The organism is Kitasatospora sp. NPDC059795 (assembly GCF_042732175.1).
Taxonomy (GTDB): domain Bacteria; phylum Actinomycetota; class Actinomycetes; order Streptomycetales; family Streptomycetaceae; genus Kitasatospora.
Genome location: NZ_JBHWID010000006.1, coordinates 165,917 through 181,145 on the forward strand (window position 1 = coordinate 165,917; position 15,229 = coordinate 181,145).

A 15,229-nucleotide genomic window follows, 5' to 3' on the forward strand; every position below is an offset into this window, starting at 1 on the left:
GACTCGCAGTGTTGTCCGTCGAGGCTTTTCCTTCTCGTCCTCAGGAGCATGATGAACACTCGTCCTTCCCCCCGACTGGCCGCGGGCGCGGCCCTGGTCACGGTGATCCTGTGGGCCTCCGCCTTCGTGTCGATCCGCAGTGCGGGCGCGGCGTACTCGCCGGGCGCGTTGGCGCTGGGGCGGCTGCTGGCCGGGTCGCTGATGCTGGGGGTGTTCTGCCTGGTGCGGCGGGAGGGGCTGCCGCCCCGCTCGGCGTGGCGGGGCATCCTGGTGTCCGGGGTGCTCTGGTTCGGCCTCTACATGGTGGTGCTGAACTGGGGTGAGCGTCAGGTCGACGCCGGGACCGCCGCGTTGATCGTCAACGTCGGGCCGCTGCTGATCGCGCTGCTGGGCGTCCGGCTGCTGGGCGACCCGATGCCGCCGCGGCTGTTCGCGGGGCTGGCGGTGTCGTTCGCGGGCGCCGTGACCGTGGGGCTGTCGATGTCGGGCGGCGGCGGCTCGTCCATACTCGGCGTCGCGCTGTGCGTGGTCGCCGCGATCACCTACGCCTCCGGCGTGGTCTCGCAGAAGCCGGCGCTGCGGACGGCGAGCGCGCTGCAGGTGACGACGTTCGCGTGCTTCGTCGGCACGGTCGCCTGCCTGCCGTTCGCCGGGCAGCTCGTCCACGACGCGTCCGCCGCGCCGCTGTCCGCCACGCTCAACATGGTCTACCTGGGCGTCTTCCCGACCGCCGTCGCGTTCACCACCTGGGCCTACGCCCTGGCCCGGACCACCGCGAGCCGGCTGGCCGCGACCTCGTACGCGGTGCCCGCGCTGGTCGTCCTGATGTCCTGGCTGTTCCTCGGCGAGGTGCCCGCGCTGCTGACGCTCGGCGGCGGCGTGCTCTGCCTGGCGGGCGTGGCGGTCTCGCGCTCACGGCCGCGACGGGTGCCGGCGGCGGAGCCCGCGAGCGCTGAAGACCCGAGCTGAAAGAACTCCGCCGGCTCGGCAGGCTCCCGAACCCGCCGCACCGGGCGCCCGGGGCCCGTACCGGTACGCGGTGCGGGCCCCGGCGGCGGCCGTGACAGCCTGGTGCGGTGAACGACGTCCTCCACGCCGCCCTGTCCCGCGCGGCCGGCCACCAGCAGCGGTTCGAGCACCGCTTCGCCGCGTACTTCGACTCCCTGACCGACCCGGACGGCGGGACGCCGACCGCGCCGCCGCACGGCTCGTACCCCGCCGACGCCCTCGCCCTGGTGCGGGAACTCTCCCTGCGCGGCGGCAAACGACTGCGGGTGGCCCTGCTGCACGAGGCCGCCGCCCTGGTCACCGACCGGGCCGTGCCCGGGCTGGACGCCGCCGCCGTCAGCATCGAACTGCTGCACACGCACGGGCTGATCCACGACGACATCATCGACGACACGCCCGTGCGCCGGGGCGGCCCGTCCACCTACTACGCCTACCGCAGCCGCTTCCCCGAGCGGCCCGACACCGCACTCGCCCTCGCCGTCCTCGCCGGGGACCTGGCCGCGTTCCTGTCCGTGCGCGTCCTGCTCACCGGCGCGCTGCCCCCGGAGCGGGCCCTCGCCATGGCCGCCGTCACGGCCGACGCCGGGGCCGCCGCCGTCAACGGGCAGATCCTCGACCTGGAACGCGACTTCCGCCCCGACGCCGGCACCGAACTCCTGCACACCGTCACCGAGTTCAAGTCCACCCGGTACTCGGTGCTGGCGCCGCTGCGCCTCGGCCTGCTCGCCGCCGGCGCCGAACTCGGCCCGTACGAGCAGGAGTTGCGCGACTATGCGGGCGCGGTGGGGATCGCCAACCAGATCCACGACGACTGGCTGGACCTGTTCGGCGACCCGGACACGCTCGGCAAGCCCGTCGGGACGGACATCCGGGCCGGCCGCCGCAACTACGTCGTGCACGCCCTGCTGGCCGCCGCCGACGAGCGCGGACGCGCCGAACTGGAGGCCGTCCTCGGCGACCCGGACTGCGACGACCGGGACCTCGACCGGATCCGCCGCACCGCCCGCGCCCACGGCGTCGACCGCGCGGTGCGGGCCGACGCCGACCGCCACGCCCGGGAGGCCGCCGCGCGGGCCGCGGGCTGGTACGGGCACTGGCGGCGGGACGCGGTGGCGTTCTTCGCGCACCTGCCGGCCTGGTCCGTCGCCCGCGAGCGCTGAGCCCCCGTCAGCCGGCGGGGTGCAGGCCGCGGGTGAGCTCGGCCAGCGGGACGGGGGCGCCGAGGATGTGCTCGGCGGCGCGGTGGCCGGAGAGGAGGGCGCCGTGCACGGTGGCGGGTTCGTGGCCGTAGGTGGCTTCGCCGGCGAAGTGGAGGGCGCCGTCGACGGGGGTGGCCATGGCGTCGTGGTCGGCGTGGGAGGAGCCGGTGGCGACGTACGAGTAGGAGCCGAGGGCGAGCGGGTCGGAGGCCCAGCGGGTGATCCAGTGGGCGACGGGGGCGGGGACGGCGTCGCCGTGGATGCCGCGCAGGGCGTCCAGGACGGAGGCGACGATCTCCTCGTCGCTCTGCTGCTCGATCGCGCGGGCCAGGTCGCCGCCGGCGAAGGTGAGCAGCATCGGGTGGCCGCTGACCGCGGAGACGTCGTACCAGGAGTGCCAGGGGAGGCTCGGGCGGCCGTGCTGGCGGATCGCGTAGACGTCGTCGGGCCAGAAGCGTTCGGGGAAGCGGAGGAAGACCTTGTTGAAGGCCCCCATGCCGAGGCGGGCGATCGGGCCCGCGACGGTGTCGGGCAGCGCGGGGGTGAAGGCGATCGCGCCGGCCTTCAGGACGCCGAGCGGGACGGTGACGATCGCCCGGGCGGCCTCGAACTCGCCGCCGTCGGTGGTGACGCGGACGCCGGACGCGGACCGGTCGACGGCGGTCACGGTGGTGTTCAGACGGATGTCGAGGCCGTCCGCGAAGGCGCGCGGGACGGCGTCGTAGCCGCCGGGGAAGATCACCTCGTCGCCGTCGATGGCGTCCTCGTCGAGGGCGTGCGCGGCGACCTGCTCGATCTCCGCGCCGCACTGCTCCTCGGTGCGGTGCCGGTAGAACACCCGGACGCGGTCGGCGCGTTCGGCGTCCCAGCCGGTCCTGGCGAGGGTGCGTTCGGCGGCGTCGGCGTAGCTCTCGTCGTCGCCGGAGCCGGCGATGGTGTCGAGGAAGAGCGCGTCGGCGGTCTCGACGTCGGCGAGCCACTGCGCGGTGGCGGCCCGGTCGAAGCGGCGGCGGGACTCGTCGTGGTCGGCGATCGGCCGGCCGCCGGCCTGGAAGCTGCCGACGGTGAACTCGACGGTCTCCAGGCCGAGTTCGGCGACGATGTCGGTGAGCGGGTTGTCGGTGAGGCCGTGGATCCAGGAGGCGCCGCGGTCGACGGAGAACCCGGCCGTGCGGTCCGTCCACATCCGGCCGCCGACGCGGTCGCGCGCTTCGAGGACGACCACCCGCTGTCCGGCGGCGTGCAGGAGGCGGGCGGCGGTGAGGCCGGCGATGCCCGCGCCGACGACGATCGTGTCCAACATCTTCACTGCTCCAGGGAGTTCGGGGGCCGCGGGGGCTCGGGGAGAACCGTGGGGGAAGGCCGCCGGGGTCAGTGGGCGTGGCCGAGCTGGGTCAGGGCCAGGTCGAGGGTGTCGGCGAAGAAGTCCGCGGCGGCGGTGTCGAGGCACAGCGGGGGCTTGATCTTCAGGATGTTGAGGTGGTCGCCGGTGGGCTGGACGACCACGCCGAGGTCGAGCATGCGGTCGCAGAGCTCGGCGGTCTCCTCGGTGGCGGGCTCCAACGTGCCCCGGTCGCGGACGAGTTCGAGCCCGAGGTAGAGGCCGGAGCCGTGCACCGCGCCGACGATCCGGTGCCGGTCGGCGAGCGCCCGGAGCCGGTCCTTCAGGTGGTCGCCGACACGGACGGCGTTGCCCTGGAGGTCCTCGTCGCGCAGCGCGTCCAGCACCGTCAGGCCGACCACGCTGGAGACCGGGCTGCCGCCGGTGGAGGAGAAGAAGTAGCCCTGCTCGCGGTACCGGTCGGCGATCTCCTTGGTGGTGACGACCGCGCCGAGCGGGTGCCCGTTGCCCATCGCCTTGGCGACGCAGACGATGTCGGGCACGACCTGCTGCTGCTCGAAGCCCCAGAACCAGTGCCCGAGCCGGCCGTAGCCCGCCTGCACCTCGTCGGCGACGGCCAGGCCGCCGTGCCGGCGGACCGCCGTGTACACCGCGGCGAGGTAGCCGTCCGGCAGCGCCACCCCGCCCGCGTTGCCGTAGAAGGTCTCGCTGACGAACGCGCCCGCCGGGCGGCCGGCGGCGGCCAGGGCGTCGATCGCGGCGACGGCCTCGGGGGCGTAGCGGGCCGCGTCCGCGCCGCGGCGGCGACCCCGGTAGGAGTTCGGCGAGTCCACCGTGTGCACCCAACTCGGCCGGGTGGCAAGGGCGTTGGGGTTGTCCTGGAGGGAGGTGGAGACGGCGTCGGAGGCGTACGTCCAGCCGTGGTAGGCCTCGCGGAGCGCGACCACGTCGGGCTGCCCGGTGGCGCCGATGGCCAGGCGCAGGCCCAGATCGACCGCCTCGGAGCCGGAGTTGACCAGGAACACCGTGTCGAGGGGGTCGGGCAGCAGGGCGGCGAGGCGCTCGGTGAACTCCACCACCGAGGCGTAGTGGAAACGCGAGTTGGTGTTCAGCCGGCGCAGCTGACGGGCCACCGCCTGCTCCACTCGCGGGTGGGCGTGGCCCAGCGGGGTGACGTTGTTGACGATGTCGAGGTAGGCGCGGCCGTCGGTGGACATCAGGTGGTGGCGCCAGCCCCGTTCGATCCGGGGCGGGGCGTCGTAGTAGTGCCCCTGCACCGTGGCGAACACCGCGCCGCGCCGCTCCAGCAGGTCGTCCGGCCCGTTCGCCGGGGCGTCGGGGGTCAGGCCGAGCAGTGGGGCGGGGTCGGCGGTGAGCGGCAGCCAGCCCGCCGCGTACTCGGGGCGCACCAGCGGCGGGACGTCCGGGGCGTCGGCGTCCCGCAGCGCGAGGCGGACGGTGGCGCCGGCCGGCAGGCGGACCAGGTCCGCGCCCGCGTCGAGCTGCGCGCCTTCGGCCACCAGCGGGGTCGTCCCGGGGGCGAACGACAGCGTCAGAACCCGTGCACCGCAAGTGAGTTCGAGCCTTCCTGGCCCGGCGGACAGCACCCGGCCGGCCTCGGGGGCCTGTGCGACGGCGGCCGGGCCGAGCCACAGGTCGACGCCGGTGGCGACGGTGGCGGGGGAGACGGCGGACAGCGCGGGCGTCCGGGAGAGGCGGGCGCCGCCGTGCGGGGTGCGGACGGCCGCCGGGCCGCCGGCCAGCGCGGCGGCCGCCGCCCGGTCCTCGACCCCGGCCTCCAGCCAGGCCCCGCCGTCCATCGCGTCGGCGTCGGTGGACAGGTCGAGGACGGCGAATCCGTCGGCCGGGACGTCGCGCAGCAGGGGGTGCGCGGGCGGAGCGACCGGGGCGGGCGCGGCGGCGAAGCCCGTCGCGTGGGCGACCAGGTGGGTCATCACCGCCAACGGCAGGCGGGTGGCCTGCTCGAACACCCGCCACTCCCGGTCCAGCGCGGCCGTGGCGTACGCGTTGTCGGCGTCGACCGCCGCCTGCTGCCGCCCGCTGACCACCAGCACGGCCGCGCGCAGCACCACGAGCGGCCAGAGCGCCCCGGCCTCGGCGGCGGACAGCGGCCGGACGGCGTGGAAGGCCCGGACGGCGGGCAGCACCCGGTGGGGCTCGAAACCGTCGTGGTGGAGCATCGAGGAGAGCTGCACGGCGAGCTCGGCGACCGCCCAACTCGTCGTCAGATCACCGAAGTCGATGATCCCGTCGGGCAGCGGCGGACAGCTGCCGGGGCGGCGGATCAGGTTGTCGTCGGTGAGGTCCAGGTGCACGGCCTGAAGCGGCAGGCCGTCGGCGAGCGCCTCGACGCGCGACCAGGCCTCGGCGGTCGCCGCCAGTACGGCGTCCCGCCGCTCGGGCTCGGCGACGTGCTCGGCGAGCCTGGCGACCACCCGGTCGGCGTGCCGCAGGTCCCACTGCAGGACGCGGTCCAGGCCCGGGTGGCGGAAGTACCGCAGCGTGGCGCTGACCTTTCCGGCGAGCGAGCCCATCGCGGCGACGGTCGTCGCGGACAGGTGCCGGGGGCCGGACAGCGCCCCGCCCGGCAGGTGGCGCAGCAGCCGGGCCGTCGTCTCCGCGCCCCCGACCCGCACCGCGGCGCGGCGCGGGGCGCCGTCGGAGTGGTGCAGCACGGTGGCGACCCGCAGCTCCGGGTGGGCGGCCGATATCAGGTCGGCGGCGGCGTCCTGCGCCTCGACCTCCAGCGCGCCGAAGGCCGGATTGGCGATCTTCAGGACCGCGAGGGCGGCCCCGTCGGCATCGCGCAGCAGGAAGTTGGCGTCCTGCTGGCTGCCCAGCGGCTCGGCACGCCCGGGGAGGCCGAGCCGCCCGGCGGCGAGGAGTTCGGCCTCGGCGGGGGTGACGACCGGCACGGGAAGCGCGTCCTCGGCGAAGAAGTCGACGGTGCGGTGCTCGGGGTGGGGCATGGCGAGGTCCTCGGCGTGGTGCGGGATCGGGGCGGCGGGAGGGAGGGGGAGGGGCTAGCTCACGTGCCAGAGGAAGCGGTGCGTGTGGATCGCGAAGTACGGGAAGTTCTCGACCGCGGCGACGCCCTCGACGGCGCGCACCACGTCGTTGACGAAATCCAGCAGGTCGTTCGGGCGGTCGCACACCACCTCGACGAACAGGTCGAAACCTCCGGCGGTCAGTACCGCGTACACGACCTCGTCGTGCCGGGACAGCTCGTCGGCCACCGCCCGGGGGTCGCCGTCGACGTGCAGGCCCAGCAGGGCCATCGACTGGCGGCCCATGGTCATCGGGTCGGTCACCCCCACCACCTGCACCGCCTTGGCGTCGATCAGCCGCTGCACCCGCTGCCGGGCGGCGGACGGCGACAGCCCGACCTTCGGCCCCAGCTCGGCGTAGGGGATCCGGCCGTCCACCTGGAGCTCCCGCAGGATGGCCCGGTCGATCTCGTCCATGAAGCACCTCTCCGCTGCGGAAACAGCAGGCCGGAACGCTGTGAGGGACACCATGCCGGATTCGGACGCTCGAATCAACGGTTCGGACGATCGAATCGAGCGTGGGGGCGCGCGGATCGAGCGCCGGTCGAGCGGTGTGGAATCTCAACTACCAAGGAAAGCGGCGGACTTGATCCAGTCCGGTGCCCGGAGCCGCCCGTTTGCACCTGCCGGACGGGCGGTTGCGTTGGGTGGAACGCGCAGGTGGGCCGGAGCGGGACGGCCGTCACGGGGAGCAGCCTGAGCTACCCGAACCGGCCCGCGCACCCGAACCGGCCGCCCCCGGCGACGCGCGCCAGCACCCCCCGCCGGGTGCGTCCGGTTCGGGCGCCGGGAGGCGGGTCTCGTGCGGACGTCCGTTCGGGTGGTTCCGGTGGCCGGGCGGCGGCGCGGACCGCGCGTTGCCGGCCGCCGGGTGGGAGGCGGTCAACGGGTATGGCATTGTGCCGAATCGGGTCCGTCGCGGAGGCGTGGACCGGCCGGCGCACCGACACCCGAGACCAGGAGCCCAGATGACGACCTCTCGCGAGACCGACCGCCCCCGCCCGCTGTCAGTGACGAGCACGGGCGGCGCCGCGGATGTCTGGTTCCAGGTGCACCGGCGGGCCCGGCCGCCCAGGCTCCGGCTGCTCTGCCTGCCGCACGCCGGGGGAGCCGCCACGTTCTTCCAGGGCTGGTCCCGGCTGCTGCCCGACGACGTCGAGGTGCTGGCCGTCCGTTACCCGGGCCGGCAGAGCCGCCTGCTGGACCCGTTCGCCCCCGACCTGCCCACTCTCGCCGCCGACATCCACGCCGCCCTGGACCCCTACCTGGACCGGCCGTTGGCGCTGTTCGGGCACAGCATGGGCTCCGCCGTCGCCTACGAGATCGCGCTCCGGCTGGAGGACCGCGGCCACGCCCCGACCCGCCTCCTCGCCTCCGGCCGGGTCGCCCCGCACCGGGCCGCCCCCTCCGACCGGCACACCCGCGACGACGAGGCCCTGATCGACGCCGTCCGCCGCCACGGCGGCCCCGGCGTGTCGGTCTACGAGGACCCCGAGCTGCGCGAACTCACCCTCCCCGCCCTCCGCGCCGACTACCGCCTGATCGAGACCTACCTCCCCCGCGACCCCCGGCCCCTCCGCACCCCCATCACCGCCTACGCCGGCGCCACCGACCCCGACTGCACCCCGGCCGGCGTCCACGCCTGGTCCGAACTCACGGCCCCCGGCCGCTTCGACCACCGGTGGTTCCCCGGCGGCCACTTCTACCTCACGCCGTCCGAACCCGAACTCCTCGCCGACATCGCCACCCGCCTCGGCTGATCCCGCCCCGGCAGATCCTGCCCCGGCCGATCCCGCGACGGATCACCCGCCGCCGGTCAGCGCCGTGATCGCCGCCGTGACGGTGGCGCGCAGGCGGCCGGGGTCCGCGCCGGCGCGGGAGCGGAGGTTGACGCCGTGGGCGAGCAGGGCCAGCACGTCCGCGGCGGTCTCCGGGTCGGCGTCGTCGGCGAGTTGACCGTTCCGCCGGGCCGCGAGGAGGGCGGTGTGCAGGGCGGTGCGCAGGCGTCGGTGCTGGCGCTCCAGGACGGCGCGGACGGCCGGGTCGGCGTTCTCGGCGCCCGCGTGGGCGTTGGAGACCATGCAGCCCCAGCGGGCGAACTCGCCGGTGCAGCGGGTGTCGATCAGCCGGGCGAAGAACGCGTGGACGGCGGGCAGGCCGCGCCCGTCCTCCTCCAGCGGGCCGAGCAGCAGCTGCGACCGGCCGTGGGCGTAGCGTTCCAGGGCCGCGCGGTACAACTCCTGCTTGCCGCCGAACGTCGCGTACAGGCTGGAGCGGCTGAGGCCGGTGGCCGCCACGACGTCCTGGACGCCGGTGGAGGCCGCGCCCTGCCGCCAGAACAGCCGCATCGCGGTGTCCAGCGCCGCGTCCGGATCGAAGTGCTTGACGTCCGGCACCCTCGCCACCCCCTTCTTGGACCGATGATTCCAAGATATCCCGCGCCGGTCTTGACCGGAGGAGCACCGTCACCACTATCTTGGAATGACCGTTCCAGGATGTGCCACAGGAGGAGACCCATGAGCGTCAACGCCGAGCTGCGCGCCTTCTACGACAGCCGCCGCGAGCAGATCCCCGCCGACGTCCGTGCCGTGATGCAGGAAGCCGCTCAGGAGCTGGCCGATTCCGGTCGGGCCGAGCGGGCCCTGACCGTCGGCGACCGGGCCCCCGGTTTCACGCTGCGCTCGGCCACCGGCCGCAGCGTCGATTTGGCCGAACTCCTCGCGGACGGGCCGGTGGTGCTCACCTTCTACCGCGGCGCCTGGTGCCCGTACTGCAACATCGCGCTGCGCTCCCTGGGGGAGCACCACGAGGCCGTCACCGCCCGCGGCGCCCGCCTGGTCGCCGTCTCGCCGCAGAACCCGGACGACTCGCTGACCCTCGCCGAGAAGCACGAACTGGCCTTCGACGTGCTCAGCGACCCCGGCTGCGACACGGCGAAGCAGTACGGCCTGGCCTTCGACGTGCCGGACGCGCTTGCCGCCGTCTACACCCGGATGGGCATCGACCTGGACCGCTACCACGCCGGCCACCCGCGCACCCTGCCGATCCCGGCGACGTACGTCATCGACCGTGCAGGCACGATCCGTTGGTCCTTCGTCGACCCGGACTACATCACGCGGGCCGAGCCGGCCGACGTGCTGGCCGCGCTCGACGGGCTGAACTGACCGGGCGTTCCGCGACCCGGCAGTCCGTCCACGAGCGACGGTTCCTTGTGCACACCACCTGACGGGCAATCGTCACATCGGGCACGTTCTACCGGCGGCGGACGGGCGTTCGCACGGCGCACCCGCTCCGGGTGCGCCGAAACCGCGCCGGGGATTCCGGTTGTGTCCGCAGAGTGGTCGCGCGGTGACCGAGTGGTCGGCGCGGGAAAAGGGCGGAGCGGGTCATTCCGGAGGATTCCTAGCGAGCCGCGGCCTGCGGGATGCGTCTCGCTCCGTCGAGTTCCGGCAATGCCAAAAGGATCGGCAGGTCGAGCGCCGTCACGTCGCGCAGCTGCACGTCCGTGCTGTACGCCCGGCCGCCGCGGGCCCGCACCGCCCAGCCCGACCCGACCAGCCTGGGCGGGCGGATCAGCAGCTGCCCGGGGGAGTCGTCCTCGGTGGCCACGGCGGCGGCCCGGATGAACCACAGGCCGTCGGGCACCTGGAGCCGGAACGGGCGGGCCTCGTCCAGGACGTCGCAGGCCTGCGGGTAGCCCTCCACGATCGGCGTGTTGAACGCGCCCACGTACACCCGGACCGGGCCGACCTCGGACGGCGGGAAGTACAGCTGCCCGGTGACGACCGACAGGCCGTGGCAGCTCCGGGCGGCCGGCGGGGTGAGCGGCGGCAGGTCGTCGCCCTGCGCCAGCGAGCGGTAGCGGGTCGGCGAGACCCCGACGCTGCGGGTGAAACGGCTGGTGAACGTGCCCAGGCTGTTGTAGCCGACCCGGTAGGTGATGTCGGTGACGCTGTCCGGGGTCTCCAGCAGGTGCCGCTTCGCCATGTAGATTCGGATTGCCGTGAGGAAACGCCCGGGTGACGTGCCGGTCAGCTGATTGAACATGCGGCAGTAATGGAATTTGCTGTAGGCGGCAATTTCAGCCAACTGCTCCAGGGAAATTGGATTTGCATGGTGCTGCCACATGACATCAATGCTGCGCTCAATCGCCGCCGCAATCGGCATTCGGATCTCCCCCGCCTGGGCTCGTTGGTGTCTCGCTTGCCGTGGATCCGTGGTCCATCTCTGGTCTTCGTGGGCCGTGCCTCGGCCGCTCCGGCCCGGTGCGGGCCCTGCCGGGGGGCTCGACCGGCCGGATGTGGCGCAAGACACATCGTTTTGCCAAAGGGGGACTCTCGCACCTTCTGGATTGCGGTGTGGTCCACAGTGTCGGAACTCGGCCATCTGTGGCGCAGACCCGTACGTCCCTGAATGTCCGGGGCCCGGAACGGGGCGGCACGCATGGAGAAGCACACGCCGGTGACGCGTTCGGAAAATGGACGCGGAACCGGATTGAACACGCCTCACCGGGGAAGGGAATGCCGACATGACCGCAATGCAGGACGTCTGCGTGGACCTGGCTGCAGAAGGCTCCGAACTGGCCCGGCTGGTGGCCGGACTGTCGCCCGGGCAGTGGTCCGAGCCGACCCCGGCCGCGGGCTGGACGGTCCGGCACCAGGTGGCACACCTGGCGCTGGTCGCCCGCCTGATCGACCTCGCCGTGCGCGAGCCGGCCGCGTTCACGGCCGAGACCGCGCCCGTCCGCGACGACCTGGACGCCGGCCTGACCACCCTGCTCGCCGCCCACCTCGCCGAGCCCGTCCCCGAGTTGCTGCGGCACTGGGCCGAGTGGCGCGCCGCCGCGGAGAAGGGCCTCGCCGCGACGCCCCGGCGCGAGGAGGTGCCCTGGCTGGTCGGCCCGCTGCCCGCGAGCGTGCTCGCCGCGGGCGGGCTGATGGAGCTGTTCGCCCACGGCCAGGACATCCGCGACGCCCTGGGCGTCCCGGTCGACCTCACCGACCGGATCGGCCACATCGCCTACCTCGGCACCCGCACCCGGGACCTCGCGTACCGGGTCCGCGGCCTGGAACCGCCCGCCGAGCCGTTCCGGTTCGAGCTGACCGGCCCGTCCGGCGTCGCCTGGGCGTTCGGCCCGGAGGACGCCGAGCAGCGGATCTCCGGCCCCGCCGCGGACTTCTGCCTGCTCGTCACCCGCCGCCGGCACCGCGACGACCTCGCGCTGACCGCCGTCGGCGCGGTCGCCGACCACTGGCTGGGCATCGCGCAGACCTACGCCGGCCGGCCCGGACCGCCGCCCCGGCGCATTGGGCAATATCGCGTATAGATGGGCCGGTCGGCGGCCTGGTTTCCTCGCTGTCGGGCCGGTTCGGGCCCGACCGCCACGAGGGACCTGGAGGTACCGTGCCGGAACACCGCACGAGTGGGTGGCTGCTGGCCCGTCGGGCCTGCACCACCGCGGCCATCGTCACCGGACACCTGATGGCCGCCCTGCCGCACCTGGGAACCCGGGGCGGTCGGGCCCGGCTGGCCCACCGCGCGCCGCGGCTGCTGACCGCGCTCGGCCCGTTCTTCGTCAAGGCCGGGCAGCTGGTCAGCACCCGCCGCGACCTGCTCCCCGCGCACGTGTGCGACGCGCTCGCCGGACTCGCCGACGACGTCCGCCCGCCGAGCCGCGCCGACGTCGCCCGCACCCTCGCCGAGGCCGGACTCGCCGACGCCTACGCCGAGTTCGAGTGGGAGCCGGTCGCCTGCGGCAGCATCGCCAGCGTCCACCGCGCCCGGCTCGCCGACGGCACCGAGGTCGCCGTCAAGGTCCAGCGCCACGGCATCCGCCCGGTGCTGGAGGCCGACCTGCGGCTCGCCCTGCTCGGCGCCCGCGCCGGACGGGTGCTGCCGAGCATGCGCGACCTGCCCGCCGAGGAGATGATCGGCCAACTCGGCGGCGCCGTCCTGCACCAGCTCGACTTCCTTGCCGAACGCGACTCGCTGCTGCTGCTGCGCGCCAACCTCGCCGACCATACCGACCTGCGCATCCCCGCCCCCGTCGACGGCCTGTGCGGGCCCCAGGTGCTCACCATGGAGTTCGTCTCCGACCTGGGCCGTTTCCGGCCGCTCGGCATGACCATGGAGCGCCGCCGCGAAGTGGTCCGCGACGTGCTGCGGGCCGTCTACCGGATGCTCTTCGTCGACGGCCTGGTCCACTGCGACCTGCACCCGGGCAACCTCTGCCTGGACGGCAAGGGACGGGTCGTCGTCCTCGACGCCGGGTTCGTGGTCCGGCTGCCCGACGCCGTCCGGCGCTCCTTCGCCGGCTTCTTCCTCAACATGGCGCAGGGCAACGGCCCCAAGTGCGCCGACATCGTCCTCGAAAGCGCCGCCCGACTGCCCGAGAACCTCGACCGGGAGGCCTTCCGGACCGCCGTGACGGAGCTGGTGGACGAGGCGTTCGGGGCGCTCTCCAAGGACTTCGAACTCGGCGCGTTCGCCCCCCGCCTGTTCCAGCTCCAGCGCGACCACGGGGTGTTCGCCGCATCGGAGTTCGCCTTCCCGCTGCTGTCGCTGCTGGTGCTGGAAGGCATGATCAAGGAGTTCGACTCCGAGGTCGACTTCCAGGCCGAGGCCGTCCCCGTGCTGATGGCGTCCTTCGCCAAGGACGTCCAGGTGGACGCCGAACGCCGCACGGAGGCCGAGCACTCGCAGGACCGGGCGTGAACGCCCCCGCCGACCCCGTCGGCCCCGCCGCCCACGCCGGCCGGACCACCCCCGCCCCCGTCGTCGCCGTCACCGGCGGCACCGGCTTCCTCGGCGCGCACACCGTCGCCGCCCTGCTCGCCGCCGGGGCCCGGGTGCGGCTGCTGGTCCGCGACCCGGCCCGGGTCGCGCCCGCCCTCGCCCCGCTCGGCCTCGACCCCGACGCCGTCCGGACGGTCGTCGGCGACGTCACCGACGCCGACGCCGCGCGCCGGGTCTGCCAGGGCGCCGACGCCGTGCTGCACCTCGGATCGGTGTACTCCTTCGACCGCCGCCGCCGCGAGGACATCGCCCGCACCAACGTGCTCGGCACCGAGACGGTGCTGCGGGCCGCCGTCCGCTCCGGCGCCGGCACGGTGGTGCACGTGTCGACGGTCGGCGCGCTGATCCCCAGCGCCGACCCGGAGCTGCATGCCGACAGCGCCGTCGGCCGGCCCGCCGAGCCGTACCTCGCCAGCAAGGCCGCCTGCGAGCACGTCGCCCGGCGGCACCGGCACGAGGGCGCGCCGGTGCGCATCGTCTACCCGCCGGCGCTGCTCGGCCCGCACGACCCCCGGCTCGGCGACCAGACCGGGCGGCTGCGCGACGCGCTGCGCGGCCTGATGCCGCTCTGGCCCACCGGCGGCTTCCCGCTCGGCGACGTCCGCGACACCGCCGCCGTGCTGGCCGGCCTCGCCACCGCGCCCGCCGCCGACACCCCCGACCGGATCTTCGCCCCCAACCACTGGCTCTCCACCGCCGACTACCTGACGGCGCTGCGCGCCGCCACCGGCCGCGCGCTGCCCGCCGCCCGGCTCCCCGGCCGGGCCATGCTGCCCGCCGCCCGCCTCGCCGACGTCCTGCAGCGCGGCTGGCCCTGGCACATCCCGGCCGAGTACGGCGCCGCCTACACCTGCGTCCACGCCGTGCCCGTCGCGAAGACCGCCACCGCGGGCGGCCCGGCGCCCCGCCCGGTCGAGGAGACGATGGCCGAAACCGCCCACTGGCTGTACCGTGCGGGATTCCTGACGCAGCGACAGATCGGCCGCGCGGCCGAGCGCACCACCCGATGACGGCGGCACCGCGCCGCACTCCGGACCCCGAGGAGACGAACGTGACAGCGGCACCCGACCAGCACGACCCGGCCGAGCAGCTCGCCGCCTACCGGCGCAGCCGGGAGGCGATATCCGCCCTGGCGGCGGCGCTGCCCGACCCGGCCGCCGTCACCGTGCCCGCCTGCCCGGACTGGAGCGTCCGGGACCTGCTCGGACACCTGGTGCACATCTGCCAGTCCTTCGTCGCCCAGGAGGACAGCCAGATCGACCTGGCGCCGCTGTCCGGCGTTCCGGCGGACGAACTGCTCGACCGCTGGGCCGAGTTGGACGCCGAGCTGCCCGCCGCGCTGGAGCGCAGCCCGGAGCTGCGGCGGCGGATCATGCTGCTGGACGTGGTCTCGCACGAGATCGACCTGCGGCTGGGCCTGGACCTGCCCGTGGAGCCGACCGCGCACCCCGGGTTCGAGGGCGCGCTCGACCTGTCCACGATCGGCTTCGGCCTGGCGGTGAACGGCGGCGGGCTTCCGGCGCTGCGGATCGAGACCCCCGGGCAGAGCTGGGTGGTCGGCGAGGGCGCGCCCGCGGCGACGGTCCGCGGGCCGGCGGTGGACGTGTTCCGGTCGCTGACCGGCCGCCGCACCCGCCCGCAGATCGAGGGCCTGGAATGGTCCGGCGAACCGGCCGACCGCTGGGCGCAGGCGTTCGCCTGGGGCCCGTTCGCGCCGCCCGCCGCGGAGGTGGAGCCGGTCCTCGGACGCTGAGCACCGGAAACGACGAACGGGCGGAACCGCCGGTCAGCGGTCCCGCCCGTTCGTCCTGCGCGGG

The 15,229-nt window shown here is 74.6% G+C and carries 13 protein-coding genes; 8 read left to right on the top strand and 5 right to left on the bottom strand.

Annotated elements, in window-relative coordinates; translation table 11 throughout:
• Nucleotides 1–51: 51 nt before the first annotated feature.
• Nucleotides 52–969 (top strand): DMT family transporter, encoded by a 918-nt coding sequence (locus tag ACFV4P_RS14780; protein ID WP_380471009.1) that lies wholly within the window; start codon nt 52–54, stop codon nt 967–969.
• A gap of 107 nt (nt 970–1,076) precedes the next feature.
• A complete protein-coding gene (locus ACFV4P_RS14785) occupies nt 1,077–2,168 on the top strand; it encodes a polyprenyl synthetase family protein (RefSeq protein WP_380471011.1) in 1,092 nt (363 codons plus the stop codon).
• A 7-nt stretch (nt 2,169–2,175) separates the two neighbouring features.
• Here the strand turns inward: ACFV4P_RS14785 and ACFV4P_RS14790 are convergent, their stop codons facing one another.
• The 3 genes from ACFV4P_RS14790 to ACFV4P_RS14800 form a co-directional block, all read right to left on the bottom strand.
• Complete coding sequence (locus ACFV4P_RS14790) at nt 2,176–3,510, bottom strand: flavin monoamine oxidase family protein (protein ID WP_380471013.1); 1,335 nt, start codon at nt 3,508–3,510, stop codon at nt 2,176–2,178.
• 68 nt (nt 3,511–3,578) lie between these two features.
• The gene (locus tag ACFV4P_RS14795) at nt 3,579–6,539 is read right to left on the bottom strand and encodes an aminotransferase (RefSeq protein ID WP_380471015.1); all 2,961 of its coding nucleotides are present in this window, start codon (nt 6,537–6,539) and stop codon (nt 3,579–3,581) included.
• A 54-nt stretch (nt 6,540–6,593) separates the two neighbouring features.
• Nucleotides 6,594–7,034 (bottom strand): Lrp/AsnC family transcriptional regulator, encoded by a 441-nt coding sequence (locus ACFV4P_RS14800; RefSeq protein WP_380471017.1) that lies wholly within the window; start codon nt 7,032–7,034, stop codon nt 6,594–6,596.
• Between the two features lie 551 nt (nt 7,035–7,585).
• Between ACFV4P_RS14800 and ACFV4P_RS14805 the strand changes: the two genes are divergently transcribed.
• On the top strand, nt 7,586–8,377 hold the full coding sequence (locus ACFV4P_RS14805; RefSeq protein WP_380471019.1) for a thioesterase II family protein: 792 nt from the start codon (nt 7,586–7,588) through the stop codon (nt 8,375–8,377).
• A 42-nt stretch (nt 8,378–8,419) separates the two neighbouring features.
• On the opposite strand, the gene ACFV4P_RS14810 is transcribed toward ACFV4P_RS14805, so the two are convergent.
• Nucleotides 8,420–9,013 carry a TetR/AcrR family transcriptional regulator gene (locus ACFV4P_RS14810; protein ID WP_380471021.1) on the bottom strand — a complete coding sequence of 198 codons (594 nt, stop codon included), beginning with the start codon at nt 9,011–9,013 and terminating at the stop codon, nt 8,420–8,422.
• Between the two features lie 120 nt (nt 9,014–9,133).
• On the opposite strand from ACFV4P_RS14810, the gene ACFV4P_RS14815 reads away from it, so the two are divergent.
• The gene (locus ACFV4P_RS14815; RefSeq protein ID WP_380471022.1) at nt 9,134–9,781 is read left to right on the top strand and encodes a peroxiredoxin-like family protein; all 648 of its coding nucleotides are present in this window, start codon (nt 9,134–9,136) and stop codon (nt 9,779–9,781) included.
• Nucleotides 9,782–10,019: 238 nt separating this feature from the next.
• Here ACFV4P_RS14815 and ACFV4P_RS14820 read toward each other — a convergent pair whose 3' ends face one another.
• Complete coding sequence (locus ACFV4P_RS14820) at nt 10,020–11,147, bottom strand: helix-turn-helix transcriptional regulator (RefSeq protein WP_380471024.1); 1,128 nt, start codon at nt 11,145–11,147, stop codon at nt 10,020–10,022.
• Between ACFV4P_RS14820 and ACFV4P_RS14825 the strand changes: the two genes are divergently transcribed.
• The 4 genes from ACFV4P_RS14825 to ACFV4P_RS14840 all read left to right on the top strand — a co-directional run bounded on the left by ACFV4P_RS14825 (nt 11,146) and on the right by ACFV4P_RS14840 (nt 15,165).
• Nucleotides 11,146–11,943, top strand: coding sequence for a TIGR03084 family metal-binding protein (locus ACFV4P_RS14825; RefSeq protein WP_380471026.1), 798 nt, complete (start codon nt 11,146–11,148; stop codon nt 11,941–11,943). The two genes, ACFV4P_RS14820 and ACFV4P_RS14825, sit on opposite strands and share 2 nt — an antisense overlap.
• 77 nt (nt 11,944–12,020) lie before the next feature.
• Entirely contained in the window at nt 12,021–13,331 is a 1,311-nt protein-coding gene (locus tag ACFV4P_RS14830; protein WP_380471028.1) for an ABC1 kinase family protein, read from the top strand.
• Nucleotides 13,328–14,422 (top strand): SDR family NAD(P)-dependent oxidoreductase, encoded by a 1,095-nt coding sequence (locus ACFV4P_RS14835; RefSeq protein WP_380471030.1) that lies wholly within the window; start codon nt 13,328–13,330, stop codon nt 14,420–14,422. Before ACFV4P_RS14830 ends, ACFV4P_RS14835 begins: the two co-directional genes overlap by 4 nt.
• Before the next feature lie 41 nt (nt 14,423–14,463).
• On the top strand, nt 14,464–15,165 hold the full coding sequence (locus ACFV4P_RS14840) for a maleylpyruvate isomerase family mycothiol-dependent enzyme (protein WP_380471032.1): 702 nt from the start codon (nt 14,464–14,466) through the stop codon (nt 15,163–15,165).
• The last annotated feature ends 64 nt before the right edge of the window (nt 15,166–15,229 follow it).